21 protein-coding genes are annotated in these 22706 nt (G+C 59.4%); 16 read left to right on the top strand and 5 right to left on the bottom strand.

Annotated elements, in window-relative coordinates; translation table 11 throughout:
- Nucleotides 1-23 precede the first annotated feature (23 nt).
- Nucleotides 24-488 carry an RrF2 family transcriptional regulator gene (locus PA598K_RS29770; protein ID WP_128660424.1) on the bottom strand — a complete coding sequence of 155 codons (465 nt, stop codon included), beginning with the start codon at nucleotides 486-488 and terminating at the stop codon, nucleotides 24-26.
- Nucleotides 489-724: 236 nt separating this feature from the next.
- Here PA598K_RS29770 and PA598K_RS29775 point away from each other — a divergent pair, with 236 nt between their 5' ends.
- The 3 genes from PA598K_RS29775 (at nucleotide 725) to PA598K_RS29785 (ending at nucleotide 4341) form a co-directional block, all read left to right on the top strand.
- A complete protein-coding gene (locus PA598K_RS29775; protein ID WP_128660425.1) occupies nucleotides 725-1951 on the top strand; it encodes an RtcB family protein in 1227 nt (408 codons plus the stop codon).
- A gap of 72 nt (nucleotides 1952-2023) precedes the next feature.
- Nucleotides 2024-2362, top strand: coding sequence for an ArsR/SmtB family transcription factor (locus tag PA598K_RS29780; RefSeq protein ID WP_128660426.1), 339 nt, complete (start codon nucleotides 2024-2026; stop codon nucleotides 2360-2362).
- A 179-nt stretch (nucleotides 2363-2541) separates the two neighbouring features.
- Nucleotides 2542-4341 (top strand): SulP family inorganic anion transporter, encoded by a 1800-nt coding sequence (locus tag PA598K_RS29785; RefSeq protein WP_128660427.1) that lies wholly within the window; start codon nucleotides 2542-2544, stop codon nucleotides 4339-4341.
- 136 nt (nucleotides 4342-4477) lie between these two features.
- On the opposite strand, the gene PA598K_RS29790 is transcribed toward PA598K_RS29785, so the two are convergent.
- Nucleotides 4478-4891: a DnaJ family domain-containing protein gene (locus PA598K_RS29790; protein WP_128660428.1), complete on the bottom strand. Its 414-nt coding sequence runs from the start codon at nucleotides 4889-4891 to the stop codon at nucleotides 4478-4480.
- Between the two features lie 310 nt (nucleotides 4892-5201).
- Here PA598K_RS29790 and PA598K_RS29795 point away from each other — a divergent pair, with 310 nt between their 5' ends.
- The 9 genes from PA598K_RS29795 to PA598K_RS29835 all read left to right on the top strand — a co-directional run bounded on the left by PA598K_RS29795 (nucleotide 5202) and on the right by PA598K_RS29835 (nucleotide 15687).
- Entirely contained in the window at nucleotides 5202-6566 is a 1365-nt protein-coding gene (locus PA598K_RS29795; RefSeq protein WP_260405686.1) for an ABC transporter substrate-binding protein, read from the top strand.
- A gap of 135 nt (nucleotides 6567-6701) precedes the next feature.
- The gene (locus PA598K_RS29800; protein WP_128660429.1) at nucleotides 6702-7583 is read left to right on the top strand and encodes a carbohydrate ABC transporter permease; all 882 of its coding nucleotides are present in this window, start codon (nucleotides 6702-6704) and stop codon (nucleotides 7581-7583) included.
- Complete coding sequence (locus PA598K_RS29805) at nucleotides 7583-8407, top strand: carbohydrate ABC transporter permease (RefSeq protein WP_128660430.1); 825 nt, start codon at nucleotides 7583-7585, stop codon at nucleotides 8405-8407. Before PA598K_RS29800 ends, PA598K_RS29805 begins: the two co-directional genes overlap by 1 nt.
- Before the next feature lie 59 nt (nucleotides 8408-8466).
- Complete coding sequence (locus PA598K_RS29810; protein WP_128660431.1) at nucleotides 8467-9453, top strand: LacI family DNA-binding transcriptional regulator; 987 nt, start codon at nucleotides 8467-8469, stop codon at nucleotides 9451-9453.
- Nucleotides 9454-9489: 36 nt separating this feature from the next.
- Nucleotides 9490-10464: a LacI family DNA-binding transcriptional regulator gene (locus PA598K_RS29815; protein ID WP_128660432.1), complete on the top strand. Its 975-nt coding sequence runs from the start codon at nucleotides 9490-9492 to the stop codon at nucleotides 10462-10464.
- Nucleotides 10465-10525: 61 nt separating this feature from the next.
- Entirely contained in the window at nucleotides 10526-11485 is a 960-nt protein-coding gene (locus tag PA598K_RS29820; protein WP_128660433.1) for a carbohydrate kinase family protein, read from the top strand.
- Between the two features lie 12 nt (nucleotides 11486-11497).
- Nucleotides 11498-12967 (top strand): sucrose phosphorylase, encoded by a 1470-nt coding sequence (gtfA, locus tag PA598K_RS29825; protein ID WP_128660434.1) that lies wholly within the window; start codon nucleotides 11498-11500, stop codon nucleotides 12965-12967.
- A gap of 299 nt (nucleotides 12968-13266) precedes the next feature.
- Nucleotides 13267-14502 (top strand): leucine-rich repeat domain-containing protein, encoded by a 1236-nt coding sequence (locus tag PA598K_RS29830; RefSeq protein ID WP_260405678.1) that lies wholly within the window; start codon nucleotides 13267-13269, stop codon nucleotides 14500-14502.
- Nucleotides 14503-14601: 99 nt separating this feature from the next.
- Complete coding sequence (locus PA598K_RS29835) at nucleotides 14602-15687, top strand: acyltransferase domain-containing protein (RefSeq protein ID WP_128660435.1); 1086 nt, start codon at nucleotides 14602-14604, stop codon at nucleotides 15685-15687.
- A gap of 110 nt (nucleotides 15688-15797) precedes the next feature.
- On the opposite strand, the gene PA598K_RS29840 is transcribed toward PA598K_RS29835, so the two are convergent.
- On the bottom strand, nucleotides 15798-16709 hold the full coding sequence (locus PA598K_RS29840) for an NAD(P)/FAD-dependent oxidoreductase (protein ID WP_128660436.1): 912 nt from the start codon (nucleotides 16707-16709) through the stop codon (nucleotides 15798-15800).
- Nucleotides 16710-16966: 257 nt separating this feature from the next.
- Between PA598K_RS29840 and PA598K_RS38355 the strand changes: the two genes are divergently transcribed.
- Both PA598K_RS38355 and PA598K_RS29850 read left to right on the top strand, forming a co-directional pair.
- Nucleotides 16967-18124, top strand: coding sequence for a DUF4303 domain-containing protein (locus tag PA598K_RS38355; protein WP_260405679.1), 1158 nt, complete (start codon nucleotides 16967-16969; stop codon nucleotides 18122-18124).
- 142 nt (nucleotides 18125-18266) lie between these two features.
- Nucleotides 18267-18704 (top strand): gamma-glutamylcyclotransferase family protein, encoded by a 438-nt coding sequence (locus PA598K_RS29850; RefSeq protein WP_185602308.1) that lies wholly within the window; start codon nucleotides 18267-18269, stop codon nucleotides 18702-18704.
- 298 nt (nucleotides 18705-19002) lie between these two features.
- Here the strand turns inward: PA598K_RS29850 and PA598K_RS29855 are convergent, their stop codons facing one another.
- On the bottom strand, nucleotides 19003-19653 hold the full coding sequence (locus PA598K_RS29855; protein WP_128660438.1) for a YfbR-like 5'-deoxynucleotidase: 651 nt from the start codon (nucleotides 19651-19653) through the stop codon (nucleotides 19003-19005).
- A 193-nt stretch (nucleotides 19654-19846) separates the two neighbouring features.
- On the opposite strand from PA598K_RS29855, the gene PA598K_RS29860 reads away from it, so the two are divergent.
- Both PA598K_RS29860 and PA598K_RS29865 read left to right on the top strand, forming a co-directional pair.
- Nucleotides 19847-20701: an alpha/beta fold hydrolase gene (locus tag PA598K_RS29860; protein ID WP_128660439.1), complete on the top strand. Its 855-nt coding sequence runs from the start codon at nucleotides 19847-19849 to the stop codon at nucleotides 20699-20701.
- Nucleotides 20702-20715: 14 nt separating this feature from the next.
- The gene (locus tag PA598K_RS29865; RefSeq protein WP_376739093.1) at nucleotides 20716-21537 is read left to right on the top strand and encodes an inositol monophosphatase family protein; all 822 of its coding nucleotides are present in this window, start codon (nucleotides 20716-20718) and stop codon (nucleotides 21535-21537) included.
- A 163-nt stretch (nucleotides 21538-21700) separates the two neighbouring features.
- Here PA598K_RS29865 and PA598K_RS29870 read toward each other — a convergent pair whose 3' ends face one another.
- Nucleotides 21701-22549 (bottom strand): AraC family transcriptional regulator, encoded by an 849-nt coding sequence (locus tag PA598K_RS29870; protein WP_128660440.1) that lies wholly within the window; start codon nucleotides 22547-22549, stop codon nucleotides 21701-21703.
- Between the last annotated feature and the right edge of the window lie 157 nt (nucleotides 22550-22706).

Here is a 22706-nt window from a genome sequence, read left to right on the forward strand (position 1 = left end):
ATTCTTTGTTGTAGTTCATGTAGTCAGGCTTGGTTCCAATTGAGCGAAGGCAGTTGCTCGTCGCCGAATCGGCGTCTCAGCAGATCGGCAGCCGTCACGCTCGCGAAGTAGTCGATCAGCAGTCGGTCGGCCTGGTGGAAGGCATCCCGCAAAATTTCTTCTCCCGCCTCGGCATTGCCTGCTCCTCCCAACGCCAGGCGGATCAGCCCGGAGTCGGGATAGATGGCGATCGGCCCCTCCATCGCTTCGATCACGTCGAGCATCGTAATCTCCTCCAGACGTCGAGCCAGCGAGATGCCGCCGCTTTGCCCGGGGACGGATGCGATCAGTCGTTTGACGACCAGCTTGCGCGTGATTTTTTTCATGTAGGATGGCGAAACCTCCAGCTTGCGGCTGATCTCATCGGAGGAGAGCGGGGTGTTTTTATCCTGGGTAGCCAGGAAGATGATGATGCAGATCGCCTGCTCGACGGATTTGGTTAGTTGCATCAGCGTGTGTGAGCCTCCTTCTATTTTATTTGTGGACTTGTAACATCCATTATAGACAAATGACATCCATGTATGTATTATAATCCGTTCTTTCAGAAAATCAAGACTGCATTGAAGCTGCCTCGCATTCCCAGTCGTCATAGTTATGCCCTATACTTCGCGCTTTGTATCCGCGACAATAGAGAAAAGCAATCGGCTGCCGAGATCGGCCGTATCATCAAAGGAGTGGAATGAAAATGGCTTACCAAACAATCGCCAATGTACGCGTCTGGGGACAACCGGACGAAGGAGCGCTGGCACAGGCCAGAACTTGCGCGAGTCACGGCAATGTCGTCCAGACGCTGCTGATGGCCGATCATCATAAAGGCTACAGTCAACCGATTGGAGGAGTCGTCGCCTATCGTGGGCAGATCTCGCCCTCGGGCGTCGGCTACGACATCGCTTGCGGCAACAAGGCGGTGCGCACGCCGCTCATGGCGGCCGACATCAAGCCGAGGCTGGCGGCTGTAATGGATGAGATCGGGGCGCGAATTTCTTTTGGCATCGGGCGGATCAATGCGGAGCCGGTCGATCACGAGCTGTTCGACGATCCGGACTGGGCCGTCTATCGAGCTATAGACCGGCAAGCGCACGACAAGCTCAAGACGCTGGCGCGAGACCAACTGGGGACTGTGGGCAGCGGCAATCACTATGTCGATCTGCTGGAGGAGGTAGGCACCGGCCGACTGTGGGTGGCCAACCACTTCGGGAGCCGCGGCTTCGGCCACAAGACGGCTAGCGGCTTTATCAATCTGGCGGCTGGTCGGTCGTTCCTGGCGAATGCGCCGGGCGAGCAGATGGATCAGGCGCCGGTCCTGTTGAATCTGGACGAGGAGCTGGGCGATCTGTATTACCGGGCGATGAAGCTGGCGGGCCGTTACGCGTATGCAGGGCGCGACGAGGTGATCCGACAGGTGCTGTCGATCCTCGGCACCGACGCCGACTTCGAGGTGCATAACCATCACAACTATGCGTGGAAAGAACAGCACGATGAGCAAGAGACGGTCGTCGTCCGCAAGGGGGCGACGCCGTCGGCGCCGGGACAGCTCGGCTTCATCGGCGGCAGCATGGCTGATATCTCGGTCATCGTACGCGGCCGGGACAGCGAGGAGAACCGCGACGCCTACTACAGTACGGTGCACGGGGCGGGCCGCATCATGAGCCGCACTCGAGCGGCGGGCAAGATGAACTGGAAGACTCGCCAACGTCTGGGCGGCGAGATCACGCCGGAGCAGATGCAGGCGGCGGTGCAGGCCTTTGGCGTCGAGCTGCGCGGCGCAGGCACCGATGAGAGTCCGTTCGTCTATCGTCAGCTGCAGGACGTGCTGGACGCCCATGCCGAGACGATTGAGGTGCTCCATGTGCTGAGGCCGATCGGCGTCTGTATGGCCGGGGCCAATGAATATGATCCGTACAAGGATTAGAATAGGTGTATAGGCCGGGATATGCTATGATAGATGCAAATGTTCAAAAGTTAGAAGGTTAGGGGAACTTGCATGAATTCTAGCATCCAACAATTTAAGGCCGACTTTTTCAAAGCGCTCGCGCATCCGATGCGAATCCGTATCCTGGAGCTGCTCAGCGAGGGCGAAAAAAACGTCAACGAGTTGCAAAGCATGCTCGGGTCGGAGGGCTCGGCCGTCTCCCAGCAATTGGCCGTGCTTCGCAGCAAAAACGTCGTCCAAGGCGTCAAGGACGGGACCTCCGTCATCTATTCGTTGCGCGATCCGCTCATCAAAGATTTGCTGGCTGTGGCCAAGCAGATCTTCGACAATCACCTGGTCGATGCCATCTCCTTGCTGGAGGATATGCGTCGAGAGCCTGGGCGTTCATAACGAACCGCGCAAAAAAGCTAGCCGGAATGAACAAGACGGAGCAACGTCTTGTTTTTTTCGTTTTCATGAGGTGCTACCCGCTTAGAACGTCCGCCACCGAGTTTGACTTCGAAGCGGAACAGTCCTAACATTATCATTATATTCAAATATTCAAATATATGAAAAGAAGGTCGCTGCATATGAAATGGACAGGACGGTTCCAAGGCTATAACGGCGGTGCCTTCCGCAAGGATATCGTGTCCGGGGTAGTCGTCGGCATTATCGCGATCCCGCTCGGCATGGCCTTTGCGATCGCCTCGGGGGTAAGGCCCGAATACGGGCTGTACACGACAATCGTCGCCGGCATCCTCGTCTCGCTGTTCGGCGGCTCTCGCTTCCAGATCGCGGGACCGACAGGCGCCTTCATCCCGGTGCTGTTCGTCATCGTCATGCAATACGGCTATGCGGATCTGCTGCTCGCGGGTTTTATGGCGGGCGTGCTGCTGGCGCTGATGGGGCTATTCCGGCTGGGCGGTCTGGTGCGTTATATTCCGCGTCCGGTGACGATCGGCTTCACGGCGGGCATCGCCGTCCTCATCTTCAGTGGCCAGATCGCTGGCTTCCTGGGACTGGAGGGACTAACCAAGCACGAGGACTTCCTGTCTAATATGCGCGAGCTGGGCACGCATATCGGGGGCGTCAACGGCTACAGTCTGCTGACCGGAGCCATCTGCCTGATCATCCTGATCGTCCTGCCGCGCTATGCGCCGAAGCTGCCAGCCAGCCTGGTGGGTATCGTCGTCTCCACCGGTATCGCCGCGCTCTGCTATCCAGGCGCGCTGCCGACGATCGGCAGCGCCTTCGGAGCGATCCCGAGCGCGCTGCCTAGCTTCGAATGGCCGCATATCACGATGGAGCGGGTGCTCTCCCTATGGCAGCCGGCGCTCATCATCGCCGGGCTCGGCGCGATCGAGTCGCTGCTGTCGGCAGTCGTCGCCGACGGCATGACCGGCACTCGCCACGACAGCAACCGCGAGCTGATCGGTCAAGGCGTCGCCAATATGGTCGTGCCACTGTTCGGCGGCATCCCGGCGACTGGCGCGATCGCCCGCACCGCGGCCAATATCAAGGCCGGGGCAGTGTCTCCGCTCTCTGGCGTCATCCACGGTGCGACTGTGCTGGCAGTGCTGCTGCTGCTCGCCCCGTATGCTACGCATATCCCGCTCGCTAGCATGGCGCCGATCCTGATGATGGTCGCCTGGCATATGAGCGAGCGTCGTGCTTTCCTGTATGTGCTGAAGACTCGCAGCGGCGATGCGGCGGTGCTGCTGCTCACCTTCCTGCTGACGGTAGGCGCAGACCTGACAGTCGCCGTCCTGGTCGGACTGGCGCTGGCGGCGCTGCTGTTCGTGAAGCGGATGAGCGATCTGGCCCATGTCACGCGCGTCTTGCCGGACCCGGCCGATGCGCGCGGCAAGGTCCGGCCCGGCGCAATCCGGGAGGATCGGGATTGCCCGCAGATCAGCATCTATACGATCGAGGGCGCGCTGTTCTTCGGCACGACGGCGCCGCTCGACGCGGCGATCCAGGCGGTCGCGGAGCGTCAGCCGCGCATCCTCGTGCTGCGTATGGGGCGCGTGCCGCTGCTCGATACGAGTGGCGAGGCCCGGCTCGCGACACTGGCTGCGGACGTTGAGGCTGCGGGCGGCATCATGCTGCTGACCGGCGTGCAGCAGCAGCCGCTCGACTTGATCCGGCAGACGGGACTGGATGAGCGGATCGGCGCGCATCGTATCTTCGCTCACACCGGCACCGCGATCGATTATGCGCTCACTCGTCTCGATGAGGAGCGATGCCGGGGCTGCCGCCACTTCGCCTTCCGCGAATGTGCGGCATTGTCTGGGCTGCGGTCGCTCCCGGCGCAGCAGGTTCAGGGAGCGAAGCAGGCAGCGGCTGCCGCATCCGCAACCGGCGAACCGGTGAGGCGCGTCGGGCTGTGATCGGATCGGCAATAGGCCTGTTGGAGCTTCGTGTATTGCGGAGCTGCAGCGGGCCTTTTGTGTTGTGTATGGATACTAGCGACACACGGTGAAGCGGTGCGGGTGGGGCAGGCTGATGCCTGGGGCGACTATGATCTCACGGCTTTTCTAAGCTCTTGCTCTCCTGCAGCTGGTCCGATGTGGTCAGCCGCTCCCTAATCTTGGCCTCGTAAGCGCCCGGCATAGACGAGCCCTGCCATCCGCGCGCCTCCATCAGCGACTGATAGCGCATTCGCTTCAGCGATAGCTCGCGGTCGAGACTGACCCGATCGCTATCCTCCCGACAGCAGGCGAGCAGCTCCCCCAGCCGCACCATATCCTTGCGCAGCTGCATCTCCTCGGGCAGCAGGCCGGCGTTCTTCAGCAGCTTGTAGCTGGCTCGCAGCTCCTCCGGCACAGCGGCATCGTCGTTCAGCTTGAGCGGCTTGCCGGCCCCTGGCAGCTGGTCGAACTCTCCGTTGCGCATCGCCGCCTGTATGCGCTCCTCCACGATCGATGACATCCAGTCCATCGTTATTGCTCCCCTCTCATTGGCATAATAAGCTTACATGAGTCCGACCGCCGTCATGCTGCTGTACCCGGCAATCCTTGCGTTATGGGTTCACCGCTTCATTTTGGTTGCTACACTGAGTATACCACCCCCAGACGGAATATAGCAGCAACGCTCAACGATGCATGATTTGTCGAAGTGCTGGGAAAAGTAAGTTGAATTATTTTTATGACAACCGGTTGACATATCGTATGTCAACCGGTTATCATACAGATGAAACCACAATGTAATCGCATTCAAAACGAACAAGGGGGAAACGAATGTGAAATGGATGAAGGGTATGGCTCTAACAGTAGGCTTGTCGATGGTGTTGACTGCGTGCTCCGGCGGCTCTGGCGGAGGCAGCGCCACAGGCAGCAACAGCGGCGGTGCGTCAGAGGGCGAGAAACCGAGCACAGGCACATCGGAGCAAGCCAATCCGGTCAAGCTGACGTTCTTCAACACCTCGGCGGAGGTTAATACCGTCTTCGAGGAGCTGTTCAAGGCGTACAACCAGATCAACCCCAATGTAACGATCGAGCTGATCCCGACGCCGATCGGGGGCGCTCAGCTGGAGAAGTTCCAGTCGCTGATCGCCTCCGGCAGCCCGGCCAATATTGCCAATCTGGACCCGGGCACGATCATGCAGTTCGAGAGCAGCTTCCTCGACCTGGAGTCGGAGAAGGCCAAGTACGAGGGATTGACGAAGCCAGGCGCCATCGATGCGGCGCTGCTCGACGGCAAGTTCCTCGGGGTGCCGTGGACCGCGCAAGGCTACGGATTGCTCTATAACAAGAAGGCTGTCGAGGAAGCGACCGGCGCAGCATTCGATCCGGCCTCGATCAAGACGCGCGACGATCTGGCGGCGCTGTTCGAGAAGATCGAAGCCGCCGGCAAAGCGCCGGTGATGATCCATGGCGCGGACTGGTCGCTCGGCGCCCACTACCTTGGGCTGACGTACTCGCTGCAATCGGACAAGGTGGACACGAACCGGGCATTCGTCGACGAGCTCAAGTCCGGCGCAGCCGATCTGGCGACCAACGAGAAGTTCAATGGCCTGATGGACACCTTCGATCTGCTTAAGCAATATAACGCCCGCAAGAGCGATCCATTGGTTGCCGACTACATGAAGGACAGCACCGATTTTGCCAACGGCGAGGCTGCCTTCTACTTTATGGGTGACTGGACGTGGGCCGTCATCGGCACGCTGGAGGGCCGTGACGAGGAGTTTGGCGTCATCCCGGTTCCGATCAGCAATAACCCAGACGACTTCGGCAACAGCCAGATCGCATACAGTCAGCCGAAGCTGCTGGCGATCGACGGCTCCGGCTCGACGCCGGAGCAGCAGGAAGCGGCCAAAGCATTCGTCGAGTGGCTGGTGACAAGCAAGGAAGGGCAAGAGGCGATCGTCAATAAGATGGGACTGGCAATGCCGTACAAGGATGTACAGGCCACCAGCACCAACGTCATCTCCAACGTCGTCACGCAATTCGTAGATGCAGGCAAGATTATCGACATCGGCGTCATCAACTACCTGCCGCAGGATTACTGGGCGAAGACCGGCGCTTCGATGCAGAAGTATCTGGTCGGCAATATCGATCGGGCGGCGCTCGCTGCCGAGGTGCAGGATTACTGGAAAGCCAACGCGAGTCGCTGACTCGCGAGCAAGACTGATTAACGCTTCTGTCGGAGCTGACCCTTCAGGTTAGCTCCGACTTGCAAGAGAGGCCCGGCGAACAACCTACGCTTGCCTCATGCGCAAGCCAATTCCGGTTGCAAAGGATGCTGCATCATGAAAAATAATCGCTTCTTCACTAATGCAGGAACGTTCCTGCTGTTCGGAGGGCCGGCAACGATCGCCTTTGCCGCCGTCATCGTTATTCCCTTCGTGGTTGGTCTCTATCTGACCTTTACCAACTGGGATGTGCGCACCGGCGATAGCACCCTCATCGGCTTGACCAACTACGTCGCAGTGTTCCAGGACAAGGTGTTTTTGACCCAGCTCTGGTTCACGATGAAGTATGTCTTCTTTACGGTGCTGATCTCCAACGGCTTTGCCTTCTTCATCGCGCTTGCGCTGACGAGCGGCCTGAAGGGGGAGAAGTGGCTGCGCACCGGATTTTTTACGCCTAACCTGATCGGCGGCATCGTGCTGGGCTACTTGTGGCAGACGTTGTTCTCGCAGGTTATGCCTTATCTGGGACGAGAGTATGGCTGGTCGCTGTTCCAGACGTCCTGGCTGACAAGTACAGACACGGCATTCTGGGCGCTGGTCATCGCAACAGCCTGGCAGCTGACGGGCTACCTGATGATCATCTATATCGCAGGCTTTACGGGCGTGCCATCCGATGTGCTGGAAGCCGCCAGTATCGACGGAGCCAAGCGCTCGGTTATCATCCGACGCATCATCCTGCCGCTTTCGATCCCGGCGCTGGTCATCTGCGTATTCATCTCGTTGTCGCGCTCGTTCCTGACCTATGATATTAACCTGGCCTTGACCAAGGGCGGACCGTTCAATTCGACGGAGTTGGCCTCCTATCATATCGTGCAGAAGGCCTTCCTATCCAATCAGTACGGGGTCGGTCAGGCGGAAGCGGTCGTGCTGTTCGTTGTCGTAGCCGTTATTGCGCTGTCCCAATCTTATCTGCTCAAGAGACTGGAGGTCGAAGCGTAATGACCGATCGACAGCCCTTTGCGATCCCCAAAGCGATCATTCTTTATGCGGCTCTGGCGATGTTCCTGTTTCCTTTTCTGCTGGTCGTCATGAACTCGTTCAAACGCACCCAGGACTTCGTGCAGAATCCGCTGGCGCTGCCGTCTAGCCTTACGTTTGCCAACTACAGCTACGCCTTCGACAGCATGGGCTTCCTGCGCGCCTTCGGCAACTCGATGCTGATCACCGTTATCTCGGTGCTGCTGATCTTGCTGTTCGCCTCGATGACGGGGTATCTGTTCGTGCGCTTCAAGTGGAAGCTGAACGGCATCCTGTTCTTCATCATGCTGGCCTCGATGGCATTGCCGTTCCAGGTGCTGATGATCCCGCTCGTCATGGTCTACGGGCAGTTCGACCTGCTCAATTCCAAGACGACGCTGCTGTTCCTCTATGCGGGCTTTGGCATTCCGTTCGGCGTGTTCACGTTCCACGGCTTCATCAAGGGCATCCCGTACGAGCTGGAGGAGTCGGCTTTTATCGAGGGAAGCTCGCGTTTGCGGACGTTTTTTCAGATCATCCTGCCGCTGCTCAAGCCGGTCATGATGACGCTGATCGTCCTCGACGTGCTGTGGATCTGGAATGACTATCTGCTGCCAAGTCTTGTGCTGCTGTCGCCGGAGCATCGGACGCTGCCTTTGTCGACGTATGCGTTTTTCTCCAGCTATTCGGTAGACTACGGTCCGCTGATGGCCGGACTGGTGATGACGATCATCCCGGTGCTGGCGATGTATCTGATGTTGCAGAATCATATTATCAAAGGCATTACCCAGGGCGCGCTCAAGTAAAAGGATGGCCCGCTCCGTCGCTGCTGGTTTATACTTGGGTTAAAAACAAGGTGAGTGCAATGCCAAAAATTGACGATGTAGCCCGGCGTGCCGGCGTTTCCGTGACGACCGTCTCCCGTGTGTTGAACAATAGAGGGTATATCAGTCAGAAAACCCGAGACAAGGTGAATCAGGCAATGACGGAGCTGAATTACCAACCCAACGAGATGGCCCGGGCGTTGTTCCGACGACGCTCGAACATGATCGGTCTGATCATCCCGACCGTCGCCCATCCGTTCTTCGGCGAGCTGACCTACCATCTGGAGCATTATGCCGACCAGTACGGCTACAAGCTGCTGCTATGCAACTCCAACCGCAATCTCGACAAGGAAATGCAATATATCGAGATGCTGAAAAAAAATCAGGTCGACGGCATCATCATGGGCAGCGCGGCGCTCGAGGTCGAGCACTATCTGAACCTGCAGTTGCCGATCGTGTCATTCGAACGCAGCGTCTCGGAGCACATCCCTCGCGTCACCTCGGACAACCATATGGGCGGGCGGCTGGCGGCCCGTCATCTGAGGGATCAGGGCTGCAAGCGGCTAGCCTATGTATGCCGGGGACTGGATGGCCCGCATCATCAGGCGCTGTCGGCAGTCGGCCGGGGCGAGGGCTTCCGGGAGGAGCTGGCGCTCTCGGGAATCGAGCCGCTCTACGTGGAGATGGAGGCCGGTGCTGACCCATACGCCGGCGAAGCGGAGCTGGCCAAGCTCCTGCAGAATCACCCGGAGATCGACGGGATCTTCGCCAGCAGCGATGTGATCGCGTCGGAGGTGATCCAGGCCTGCCGCAAGCTGGGGCGCGAGGTGCCGCAGCAGCTCAGAGTCGTCGGCTATGACGACAGTCTGGTCGCTTCGCTCGTCTCGCCGAGGCTGACGACGATCCGACAGCCGGTGCGGGAGATGAGTCAACAGACGATCGAGCTGCTCCTGCAGCAGATTGAGGGAGAGCAAGTCCCGATGAGCAATAGGTTTCAGGTCACCCTTGTCGAGCGTGATTCGACATAACGTATGGGAGGGGGCCGAGACGAGGAGGCCCTACGTATGACAGTAACGATCAAAGACATCGCAGAAAAAGTCGGCGTCTCGGTAACGACCGTATCCAGGGTGCTGAACAACCGAGGATATCTGAGCGACAGTCTGAAGCAGCGCGTACAGGAGGCGATGGACGAGCTGAACTACCAGCCCAACGAACTGGCGCGTTCGCTCTCCCGCAGGAAGTCGCATGTCATCGGACTGATCATCCCGGATATTTCCCATCCGTTCTTCGCCCAGTTGACCAAGCATATCGAGTACTACGCTTACAAGCACGGGTACAAGCTGATGTTGTGCAACTCGTTGCTCCACCGGCAAAAGGAAAAGGAATATATCGACCTGCTGCGCGCCAGTCAGGTGGACGGCATCATCATGGGCAGTCATACGATGACGGTCAAGGACTACGTATCGATCCGGCTGCCGCTGGTGACGCTGGACCGCCAGATCTCGCCGTCGATCCCGTTTATCGCCTCCGACAACTACCGGGGCGGCAAGCTGGCGACCGACCTGCTCATCCGCAAATCCTGCCGCAAGATCGCCTATCTGAGCGGCAATCTGCGGCTTCATCTGTTGGCCAAGCAGCGGTATGATGCCTTCATGGAGACGGTGCAGAGCAGAGGCGTCGAGCATGTGGTCCGAGAGACCGATCTGAACGGCTTCAAGTACAAGGACTATGAGCCGCTGGTGCAGGGGTTGTTCGCCGAGCATCCGGATATCGACGGCGTATTCGCCAGCAGCGACATGCTGGCGCAGCAGGTGCTGCGCGAGTGCAGGCGGCTCGGCCGGGCTGTGCCGGAACAGGTCAAGGTTGTCGGCTATGATGGTATCCAGGCAGCAGGCCTGGACGAGCTGACGACGATCCAGCAGCCGATTAAGGAGATGGGCAGGCTCGCCGTGGAGCATCTGCTCCTGCATATGGCGGGCGAAGAGACGCCGCTGGAGACGATCCTGCCGGTCCGCCTGCTGGAGAGAGAGACAACCTAGAGCGGCAGGTATTGGAGTACCGAGCCGCAGCCCGCAAAATTTGGCTTCAGGAGGATACGACGTGTTGCGATTCAAGGATAGCCTCGGACTCGCCGCCCGGCCCAATGATGTGCTGGCGGTCGGCGAGATGCTGGTCGATTTCATCGCGGAAGAGTATGAGGAAGAAGCAACAAGAGAGTCGGCCTACCGTCCGTACTTCGGCGGAGCGCCGGCTAACCTGGCGATGAATGCGCAAAAGCTGGGTGCGCGCGCGAAGGTGGCGGCGGCGGTAGGACGCGACCGTCTCGGCGACTATCTGATCGGCCGCCTGGAGGCTGCGGCGATGAGCACGGAGCTGGTGGAGCGCGTCCGAAAGGCCACCAGCATGGTGCTGCTGACCAAGAGCCAGAACAGCCCGGTACCGATCTTCTATCGGAGCGCCGATCATCGCCTGTCGCTGACGCCGCAGCTGGCGCAAGCGGTTCGCGATTCGGCGGTGCTGCATCTGTCCTGCTGGCCGCTGTCGAGACAGCCGTCCCGAGGGACGATCGAGGCGGCGATGCGGATCGCCGCCGAGCAGGGCGTGCTGATCGGCTTCGATCCGAATTATCATCCGGCGCTCTGGCCGGAGGATGAGGACGGCGTCGCTTATGTGCGATGGATGATCGGCCAGGCCGACGTGATCAAGCCTTCCGACGATGACGCCGAGCGGTTGTTTGGCAAGGATACGCCGGACAATCAGCTGGCCAAGTTTATAGCGTTGGGGGCCAAGCTGGTCATCCTGACGCTGGGTCGGGAGGGGGCGATCGCCTCGGATGGCCGGGAGACGCTACGTTTCCCCTCGCTTGCGACGGAGGTTGCGGATACGACGGGGGCGGGAGATGCCTTCTGGTCGGGATTTTACACGAGTCTCATCCAGGGGGATACGGTGGAGACGGCGATCCGGCTCGGATTTGCCGTGAGCGCGTACAAGCTGCGCTCGATCGGCGCCGTCGTCGACTTGCCGCGGCTGGACAAGATTCGCCAGATGTACGGACTATAGGAGGAGCAGGAGATGACATTACACAATCAAGTGCAATTGATTACGTACCCGGATTCGATGGGCGGCGATCTGAAGGCGTTGCGCCATGTGCTGGAGACGCATCTGGCGGATATCGCTGCCGGAGGCGTCCATATCCTGCCGCCGTTCCCTTCGTCCGGCGATCGGGGGTTTGCCCCGCTCACTTATCTGGAGATCGAGCCCGCTTTTGGCACATGGGAGGATGTGGCCGCGATCGGTCAGCGCTTCGATGTGCTGGTCGATCTGATGGTCAACCATATCTCGAGGCAGTCGCCGTACTTCCAGGACTTCCTCCAGAAGGGCAGAGCTTCGGAGTATGCCGACCTTTTCCTGACGCTCGACAAGATCTGGCCTGGCGGCGAGCCGGTTCAGGACGACATCGACCAGATGTTTTTGCGGCGGCCGCTGCCTTATTCGACCTATACGGTCGCATCGACAGGCGAGCAGGAGCGGGTATGGACGACCTTCGGCAAGACCGACCCCTCCGAGCAGATCGACCTGGACATCTATTCGCAGCATACCAAGCAATTGCTCAAGACCTTCTTCCTGAACTTCAAGATGCACGGCGTCAAGATCGTCCGACTCGATGCCGTCGGCTATGTGATCAAGAAGCTGGGCACGAGTTGCTTTTTCGTAGAGCCGGACATCTACAGCTTCCTCGACTGGATCAAGGAGCTGGCCGATTCGCTGGAGCTGGAGCTGCTGCCGGAGGTGCATGCCCACTACAGCACGCAGTACAAGCTGGCGGAGCGCGGCTTCTGGATCTATGACTTCATCCTGCCCTATCGGATACTGGAAGCGCTGCTGACGCATCGCAGCAGCGATCTGCTGGACTATCTGCGCACCCGCCCGCACCGGCAGTTCACGATGCTCGACTGCCATGACGGCATCCCGGTCAAGCCGGATCTCGACGAGCTGATCGACACGACGGCGGCTCGACGGCTGGTCGATCTGTGCATCGAGCGGGGGGCCAACCTCAGCCTCATCCTGTCGGAGGAGCACAAGTCCTCGGACGGCTTCGACGTCCATCAGATCCGCTGTACGTATTACTCTGCGTTGGCAGAGGACGACGATGCGTACCTGGCGGCGAGGGCGATCCAGCTGTTCACCCCAGGCATCCCGCAGGTGTACTATGTCGGATTGCTGGCGGGCGCCAACGACCAGGAGGCGGTGGCAAGTACGGGCGAGGGGCGCGAGATCAACCGGCGCAACTATACACTCGAGGAGATCGAGGCGCGTCTCGATCTACCTGTCGTCCAGCGGCTGATGGAGCTCATCCGCTTCCGCAACACCTATGCCGCCTTCGGCGGCGACTTTCAGGCGCTCGATGCGGGAGAGCAGATGCTCCGGCTCCGCTGGACGCTGGGTAATCAGCGGTGCGAGCTGACGGTGGATCTGCCGTCCGGCCGCTCGGTCATTGTGTATACCGATGAGCAAGGGCAGTCGGCCGAGTATATCGTATAGGTTGATAGGCGGAGTCTGCTTGAGGCCTGGAGATGGCGGCGCCAATTCGCTTATTATATCGTGGGCAAGCCCCTTCCGCGTCAGTTGTCGGAGGGGGCTTGCTTGCGTGGCATGGCGCGGCACTATTGCTCCTCTATCTCGACCGTCCGGCGCTGCTCCGTTGCTCCAGTGCACTTTTGTTCCTTATTCCGCTGGTGAGTGTGTCCGTCAAGCTGCGACTCGCGGCGCAGTGATATCGGACAGGCCCCGTGCTATGATAGGGAGTAGACATGCCGATGCTTCGGGGCAAGGAGGAGCCAATGGAGGAACAGATGGACATCACGGATCATTTTACGGATATTCGCTTTCGAGCGTACATACAGGAGCGCTACTGCGGCGGTGGGGAGCGGATCACGCGGTCAGATGTCATGGCGATCGTCGAGCTGGACGTCAGCAGCCAGCAGTTGGACAGCCTCGCAGGGATCGAGCATTTTACGGCGCTGGTGACGCTGAATTGCCGGGCCAATCGGTTGACAGAGCTGCATACGGAGCGGCTGCCGCAGCTGCGACGACTGGACTGCTCCTATAATCGTCTGCGCGAGCTGGATCTGCAGCACAACTCGGGGCTGGTCGAGCTAGATTGCAATGAAAATGAGTTGACGCGGCTGGAGCTGAGCGCCAATCTGAAGCTAACGTCGCTGGCTTGCGGCTTCAACCGGCTGCGTCGGCTCGACCTGACTGCCAATCGCAAGCTGCGCGAGCTGGACTGCTGCTGGAATCTGCTGTCGGAGCTTAATTTGTCGCACAACACATCGTTGCAGCAATTGAACTGCGGCTATAACAGCTTGTTCGCTCTGGAGCTGACCCGTCAGACAGAGCTGCTGGATCTGGATTGCGGGCATTGCTATCTGATCGAGCTGGACTTAACAGCCTGTGGACGGCTAGAGTCGCTTCGCTGCAATCATAATCATCTTAGCCGTCTGGACCTGTCAGGCAATCCATCGCTGCAGCGGCTCCGCTGCTTCAACAACCATCTAACGGAGCTGGATGTGAGCGGCTCGCCCGAGCTGGTCGAGCTCTACGCCTCTCAGAACAAGCTGACCGCTATCGATACGAGTCCGCTCCAGCGGCTCGACCGTCTGGATATCGCCGACAACTTGATTACGCAGCCCTCGCTTGAGCTGGAGGGGGTTGGTATGTTCGACTATGACGCGTCATTGCTTAACTATACGGCAACGCTGGACTGGAAGGGCGCGCAGCTTGATATGACGGTGTATGTGTCGGACGTTGCCGCGCTCGAGCGGCTCGCGCCGATCCTGACTGCGAGCTGGGCGCGTCTGAGCGAGCTTCATGCAGCGGCGCTGGAGCGGATTGCCGAGGCGCATCCGGACGAGGATGTGGCCGAGCTGACATTGGGCGAGCTGATCTGCGAAGCTGACGGTACGATGCGGCTAGGCTTTGATGCCGGCGAGTCGCCTGCGGGACATCTGGTCATCTATGCAGCATTCGATCCGTCGGGAGAGATTGTCGGCGAGCTTGTCTATGAGACCTATTAACCGGGGACACGAAGCCTGCGCATACACATGATACTAGCGCAACAGCCGCAACGTCTGGTAAAATAACCGCAACTAGAGAGGAAATGCGAGGCGAAACAATTGACGAAGCTGACGGATTATATAACGGACGAGCAGTTGCTGGCGGGGATGCGTCGGGTAGGAGCAGCCATCGAGAAGATTTCATGGCTGGATGAGCTGGCGGATGAATTGATCGCGATCTTGTACGGGGAAGGGCCGCCGGCTTACTGGAGTTTTTGCAAAACGAAGCGCGATGCAGTGGAGGAGGCGCTGGGAGAGGATGCGGATTGTTACCTGGCGTATGTATTTGAGCGGGCGTTTCCAAAATTGCTGGCGATCTATGAAGATCGCGGGTATCCGATGCAGGTGCTGGCGGATACGCTGGCGGATTTTGATGTGCGCGCCGCCAATCATCGGGGCCTTACCGGACGTGCCGGCATGGACGACTACAACTGGACGGCGCTTCATATGACGGCGTCGATCTTTACGCTGGGCCGCCTCCAATACATATTTTACAAGAACGCAAGCTATGGGGGCCGCATCTATCGGCATCGGCAGACCGGGGAGCTGTTCGTCGTCGCGGAGGAGGGGCTGGCCGTCGACGACGCGGGCTTCCGCGTCATCGAAGGCGAAGCCTTCAGAACCACTCTGATCGAGGCGAATGGCGTCATCGAGGCCCATCCGATCGACAATGGCAATGTACTCCGCGAACGGACGACGTTCGACGCGAGCGAATACGAATGCGTGCTCCGTGACGGCGACCCTGTCATCGATATCCATATCCCGGCATCAGGCAAGCTGGATATGGAGTCATGCTATGCATCCTTGAAGGAGGCTTGGGCGTTCGGGAAGCGTTACTTCCCTGAGCGGGACTATCGCGGCTTCATCTGTATGAGCTGGCTGCTCGGCGATGAGATCGCCGAGTCGCTGTCTCCCGATTCCAACCTGACCCGATTCGGGCGTCTGTTCACGCGTTGTGCCAGTTATGGCAACGAACACCCGCTGATCTATCCTTGGATCTTCGGCATGGACAAAAGACGCGAAGCGTACCGAGAGCATGAAGCGAAGACCTCGATACAGCGCGGCGCCCGTCGCCTGCTCGACGAGGGGCGATGGTACCGGGACCGCGGCGGGGTTATCCTGCCGGATCAGCTGGGCTTGTCCTGAGCATGCTGAGAGAGTGAAGGCAAGCGCCTGGTCAAGCGAGTCGGTAACCAGTCGAGCGAGTCTTCAGTAGCATCAGCGCCCGGTCGAGCCCGCCTTCAGTGGCATTGGCATTAGCGCCCAGCGGACCAAGCTTCCTCGGTAGTATCGGCCACGACCGCTATGCCGGCTCTGCTGCCGGAAGCGGCGGCGAAGATGAGCTGGGAGGGCATGACGTACGAGGCGTCACCGGCAGCATAGACGCCAGTCGCGGTCGTGCGGCCCATCTCATCGACGACGAGGCCGCCCTGCTCGTTGCGCTCGCAGCCGAGTGCATCCTGCAGCTCGAGCTGCGGCGTCTGAGCGGGGGACAGGAAGCCGCCGCTGCGGGCGATCCGGCTGCCGTCGGCGAACACGACCGCCTCCAGCCGTCCGTCCCGCCCTTCGAAGGCGGCGATCGGCGTATCGATGACGCGGATGTCGCGAGCTGCGAGATCGCGACGCTCCTCCTCCGACAGCGTGCCGCGCCCATGCGTGCACAGGACGAGATCGCGACTCCAGTTCATCAGCAGCTTGGCCTTGTGATACAGGTCGCCATACTCCGAGACGGCTACGAGCGGTTGATCCCGCAGCTCCCAGCCGTCGCAGAACGGGCAGTTGAACAGACTGCTGCCGTAGTAGTCGCGCGCCCCGGCTATATCGGGCAGCGTCTCTGCCAGGCCGGTGGCGATGATGACTCTGCGAGCGAGCAGCGCAGCCCCGGCTTGCAGCCGGATCTCGAAGCCGTCAGCGACTCGCGCGATGGCTGTGACAGCATCGGACTGATGCGAGACGGAAGGGTAGCGCAACACTTCCTCATAGGCGATGCGGCGGAACTCCGCCGGCTCGATGCCGTCGCGGGTCAGGAAGCCGTGCGAGGCGTGGGTTACGGCATTGCGCGGCTTGCCGCTGTCGACCAGCACGGTTTTTTTCCTCGCCCGGCCGAGGACCAGAGCGGCATTCAGGCCTGCCGGGCCGCCGCCAACGATGGCGCAATCGTAGATCATAAGAGTAACCTCCAGTTGTTATGGATTTCGCAGATCACTATAGTCCCTTATACCAATAAAGGACTTCGCGTGTCTATGATATATTCATTAGCTGCTACTGTCAAGCACAGCGTTGATTTCTCTTTACCGGACGATTGGTTGTACGCCATAATAAGGATGGATTTGCAGTTAGACAGAGAGGGGTTTAAATTATTCTGAATCCATTTTTAAGACGTTATGGGCTTTTGCTGTTATCCTTCGTGCTGTTAGCAGGGGCTATGGCAGCGGCGGTTTTGCCCAAGCTGAACGACATCGTTGGCTCAGAGCGCTGGTATGTGCCGATAGACGAGAAAATTGGCCTTTTGTTGGAGCCGGGCGATTATAGTCTTTATTACGAAGCTGAACGTTCGGACAACAGCCTGAATCGTGCGCTGCCGCTAAGCGATTCCTTTAGCACGGATACAGGAGATCGCGTCTCTGATGTCGGCGTGAAGCTGGACGTATGGTTTGACGACCGGGAGGTGCGCGTCTACCGGGATTCTTCGATGAGTTATTCGGTTAACGAGCGAGCAGGCTACTCGCTGTTACAGTTCCGGGCCTCGGAGGCCGGCACGTACTACTTGGAGTTAACGATCGAAGAAGGCCGCGAAGGATTGGAGACGGGCATTTATGTAATCGGCAAGGACTGGACGGGCGCATTCTTCAGCATCGTGAAGCGGATCGGCGGGTTGCTCCTGTTGCTCCTGCCGTTATTCATCTGGGGCTTGGTGCGGGCTATCCGAGGAGTGGACGGCCAGAGCGCTCCGCATCATGCAGGCCACGCACAGTGGTCAGGCTACGCCCAGCCTGTGCCGAGACCAGCAGCTTACCGAGAGGGGATGGATCATGTGGCATTGAATGAACTGACGCAGACGATCATTGTGGCTGCAAGGGCCGCTTTTATGGAGCTGTTCGCGAGCGGCGAGCGATTCTATTATTGTACGCTGTTCACGACCGGCGAAGGACATGCCCCCTACATCTCTGCCTGGTCGCATGAGGCGCTGGCAAGGGAAGCGACGAGACTAGCGGAGGCGGGCAAGGGAGAGGCCGAGAGCTTGGCCGAGGAGATTAAGTGGTCCTATGCCGACTCGCCGTATTATGCCTTCGCCGAGGCCCGGATGGCGGACGTCGAGGCGCGTTATGCGCAGCGTCCGCTGCTGCATGAGCTGGACGAGACAAAGGCCGAGGCCGAGCTGCAGCTGCGGCTGCAGGCGATGGAGCTGGCGATGCGGCAGCTCGATGCGGAGGGATTGTTCAGGCGCAATCAACCTCGCAGCGAAGTGGTTGTGCTGGTGGAGATCATGCCGCCCGATCCGATCAACACCGAGATCGCCAAGCGGCTCAACGATCCGGCGTGGCCTGCTATGCAGATGTGGCTTAAGGAAGCGGCCGAGTAAGGGAGACGGAGCAGGGGCGTGCGGAACAGATTGTTTGGCCTCTGTTGCGCTGTGGACCATGAGCACCAGGGTCCGCTTAGTCTGTGAGCTCTCGTGGCCAGAGTCCTCGTCCAGTGATGAGCGCCGGAAGGGAGTGGTGACGATGGACAACGGAATATCGCTAGTCTTCGTCTATGGGACGCTGCTGAGCGGCGAGTGCAATCATCGGCCGTATCTGGCAGCCAGCAAGCGGGTCGGCGGCCCAGCCCGGCTGGCAGCGCAGCTATGGGACACAGGGCACAGTTACCCTGCGGTCGTGATGGATGCCAGCATCCGGGATGCTGCCCGTTTTGTGCGGGGGGAGCTGTACCGCGTGACACGGCAGACGCTGACGCGGCTGGACGAGCTCGAGGACTACTATGGACCGGGAGCGATCAATGAGTACGAACGCATCGAAGCCGAGGTCGAAGTCGAAGTCGAGGGCGAGGCGACTGGCGCTCGGCATCGAGCCTGGGTGTACGTCTACGTATCGCCGCCGCCCCAAGGGCAGCGGATCGACAGCGGCGATTGGCGGAGCTATCGGTCGGAGGGGTACAACTGAAGAACTAGTAGATTGGCTTCCTAATTAACGTGCTTACTCACGATTTAACTCAAACAAAGGTCGGATAGTGATAAAGGCAAAAGTACATTTATTTTCGGCGAAACGAAGTGGAAACAAGTAAATAAATGCAAATGCGCACTTAAATGAGGCTGGATTGGCCTGAAGGTGTGCCTTTTCCAAAAAACAACTGCACATTTGCATTAAAATCCCGATTACACGGGCTTTGGAGCATAAATAGAGGTAGTATTGCAGTTAAGCAATGTCAGCGACCGTACCGTGAATGAATGGATGAGCGCTGTCATCCTTCGCGTACACGGTCTGAATATGCCAACGCTTCTTCGGTAATCTGCCGGATATCGATCGGGGCGCGAGCGCCTTCGCGGACGAGGTCGGGGAGGATCTGCTCGAGGAAATACGTGACGCAATGCAGACGGACGCCCTTGATCTTCACCAGCGCCTGGCGGTACATGATGACGAATTCCTTTTCGGTATTGCCGCGCTGTAACTCGGCGAACGCCTCGTACACCTGATCCATCTTGTCGGCGACCTCGAGGATCAGCCCCTCGATCGAGCCGTCCTTGCCCTCGCGGAGCTGTCTGCGGAAGATCGTTTGCAGCTCGGCAGGGATATTCTCGTCGATGAAATGATCGACCATGCCTTCCTCGACCTGCTGGAGCAGCGACCGCAGCTCGGCCGAATAGTGCTTGACCGGCGTCTTGATATCGCCGATGAAAATCTCGCCATAGTCGTGGCTGCTCGTAATCTCATAGAGCTTTTTCCAGTTGATGGCGGCACCTTGCATCTCCTCGATATCGGCGAGCGTCTTGGCGTACTGGACGACTTTCCAGGAATGGGCGGAGACGCTATGCTCCTCGAACTTGAACTTGCCGGGGCAGCGAATGATGCGCTCCAGATCGTTGAGCGATCTGAAATACGTATGAAGTCCCATCGGGCTTACCTTCCTTTGCTAGGGTGTGTCTTTGCATCATACCTTTGCACTGTTCGGGCTGCGTCAACGAAACGTAAAGCGGATGTAAGGCGTGCGCCTTAATGTAAACTTAAGGCTTGAAAGCCACGTCTTTGCTTGTGCTTAGTCTCGCAATACTAGATAATAATGTAAGTAGAGAGGAGCGGCAGGAGAGATGAGGGAACAGCAAGAGCATACATATGGCACAAGCGGCTATGCGAAATTGCCCGATGGGCGAAAGCTTCATTACATGACGAAGGGCTCGGGCAACCCGACGGTCGTCTTCGAGTCGGGCATGGGCGCGTCCCGCTCGGCATGGGGACTGGTACAGCCGGCTATCGCCGAGCAGGTGCGGGCGGTCGTCTATGACCGGGCAGGCTTCGGTCGCAGCGATCGGGATGCGGCGCCGCGCACACTGGCGCGGCTGGCAGAGGATCTGGGCGGGCTGCTGACGGCGCTCGGCCCCGGCCCCTATATCCTCGTCGGGCATAGCTGGGGCGGGGTGGTCGTGCGGAAGGCTGCGGCGGCCGATCCGGAGCGTATACGGGGACTGGTGCTGGTCGATCCGTCGGATGAGCATTGCGACATGTACTTCCAGCGTTCGACGAGGCTCTACTTCGGGATGTCGCGCCCGCTCTACCCTCTGCTGGCTCGCACCGGCCTGTACAAGCGGATGGGTAGCGGACCGGGCAGCGTGCAGCCGGCCGATATCGTCGCCGAGCATCACGCCGAGGACTTCACGGTAGAGGCTGCGCGTACGACGGCTGCCGAGATGAAGGCGTTCCTGGACGACCTGGAGCGGCTGCGCACCGAGCCGCCCGATCTCCGCGGTCTGAGGGCGACGATCATCTCGGGGGCGCGGATCGAGGGGGCGGAGCGCAAGCTCCGACCGGCGATCATGGCTGCGCACCGTCAGTCGGCCGAGGCGATGGGCGGACATGTGGTGGAGGCCCATCGCTCGGGGCATATGGTGAACTTCGACGAGCCGGAGCTGATCGTGGCGGAGATTCTCAGGCTGCTGGAAGCGTAGATGTGGAGGTAATGATGAATAAAATCAACGAGACGATCCAGAGGGCCAAAGTATTGGCCTGCGAGATCATTCGTCCGGCGGGCGAGATGGCGAAGGCGAGGTTCGACCGGATCGCCGAGGCGACGATGAAGGGCGAGCATGGCGACCTCGTCACCGAGGTGGATCGGATGGCGGAGGAGCTGATGCTGCCGCGCATCCGCGAGGCTTTCCCGGAGCATCAGATCCACAGCGAAGAGGCTGGGGTGCTCGGCGAGGCAGGAGACTGGCTGTGGATGATCGATCCGCTCGATGGCACCAACAATTATGCGATCGGGCTCAGTGTGTTCGCCGTGTCGATCACGGTGCTGTACCGCAGAGAGCCGGTCATCGGCGTCGTCTACGAGCCGATGACGGATCGGCTGTTCGTCTCCGTCAGAGGCGAGGGCGCGACGTGCAACGGCATCGCGATGGCGACGCGCAGCATGCCGCAGCTGAAGCGCGGCAATATCGGCTGGATCCAGGGACATGTGGTGCCGAAGGGCGATCTGCGCGCCAGAGGGCTGCGCCATCAGCTTGAGGACAATTACAAGCGCGTCCTGGCGCTATGGGCGCCGACGCTGCTCTGGTGCATGCTGGCCAAGGGCGACATCCAGGGCATCGTGCTCTACAACTCCGAGGGCGACGATCTGTACTCGGGGCTGCTTATGGTGCAGGAGGCCGGGGGCGCGGTCATCGACTTCGAGGGACGGCCAGTCGCCGGCATGCGAGAGGAGCCGTATCTGATCGCCTGCCATCCGGAGCATCAGGAAGAGCTGCTGGACGTTGTCCGCCAAGGGATGGGCTTGTCCCTGCTTTAGCAGGCAGCTTGCCTTCATGTGTTCATCAGGAGCGCAGTCATACGGCCAGGCGTCGCGAGCGGCTCGGCGCCGCAGCGGCTATGCGGGCAGCGGGATGGCATTCCGAGCAGCCTTGGCGGCTCTCCGCTAACCGTCCTGCCGCGCCCTTTGTCTTCATCCCTGCCTAGCGGCTCAGATGGCGATTGCGGAACTCGCCTGGCGTCATCCCCTCGGCCTCCATGAATCGCTTGTTAAAGTAGCTTAAGCCGGGATAACCGGAGGAGATCGCGACCTCCTTGATCGGCAGCACGGGCTGCTGGATGAGCAGATGCTTGCTGCGCTGGATACGGCATTTTGTAATATAGGCGAGCGGCGTCTCGCGGGTTATTTTTTTGAATAAGGTGCAAAAATAGTTCGGCGTATAGCCGGCGCTTTCAGCCCATTCTTCCAAGACAAACGGAAGATGGGCTTTTTTTTGCATGTGCGGCAGCAGGGCTAGGATCTTGTCCGCATTGTCCATGCCCAGAGCATGCGAAAAAGGCGTCGAATGGGTCCAGAACGCGATGAGCACGCCGTAAGCAAGCGAAGCGATGCGCGAGGGTCGCAGGAAGCTGTGCTGCTCGATCTCGTCCAACAGCTCGCTAAATGCTTGCAGCAACAGCTCGTCGTCCTTGACGATCCAGATGCCGGATTGATGGAAGCCGTTCTCCGATGCAAAGGCAGGCAGCATGCTGCCATACAGCTGGATCCAATAGATGTTCCACGGATCTTCGTCGGAGCTGTAGTAGCGCATTCCGTCACCCGGGATGTGCCAGAAGGCGTCGCCTGCCTGCAGCGCGTACGACTCCCCGCCCAGCTCCAGCGTACCGCTGCCCTCAGCGACGTAGTGTAGGCTGTAGTCCTGGACGCCGTGAGGCCGGTCGACGTGATGATGCCGCTTGCCGGGGCGGATATAGTTGCCCACCGAGTGGGGGAAGCAGACAAATCGGAATTCGGAGAAGTTGGCTAAGTAGAATTGCCTTTTTTCGTTCAAGAGTATCGCTCTCCTAGAGAAATATCGTGGTATCAGTATAGCATACCCGGCGATCGGGGGCGGTTTGGATGAGACTGGAAAACGAGGTTTGATGATGCTAAATTTAGCTAAAATAAAGCGCTTAAATCCAGCAAAATACATTTACTATTTGGCCGCT

It is taken from the genome of Paenibacillus sp. 598K (assembly GCF_003851045.1).
GTDB lineage: Bacteria > Bacillota > Bacilli > Paenibacillales > Paenibacillaceae > Paenibacillus_D.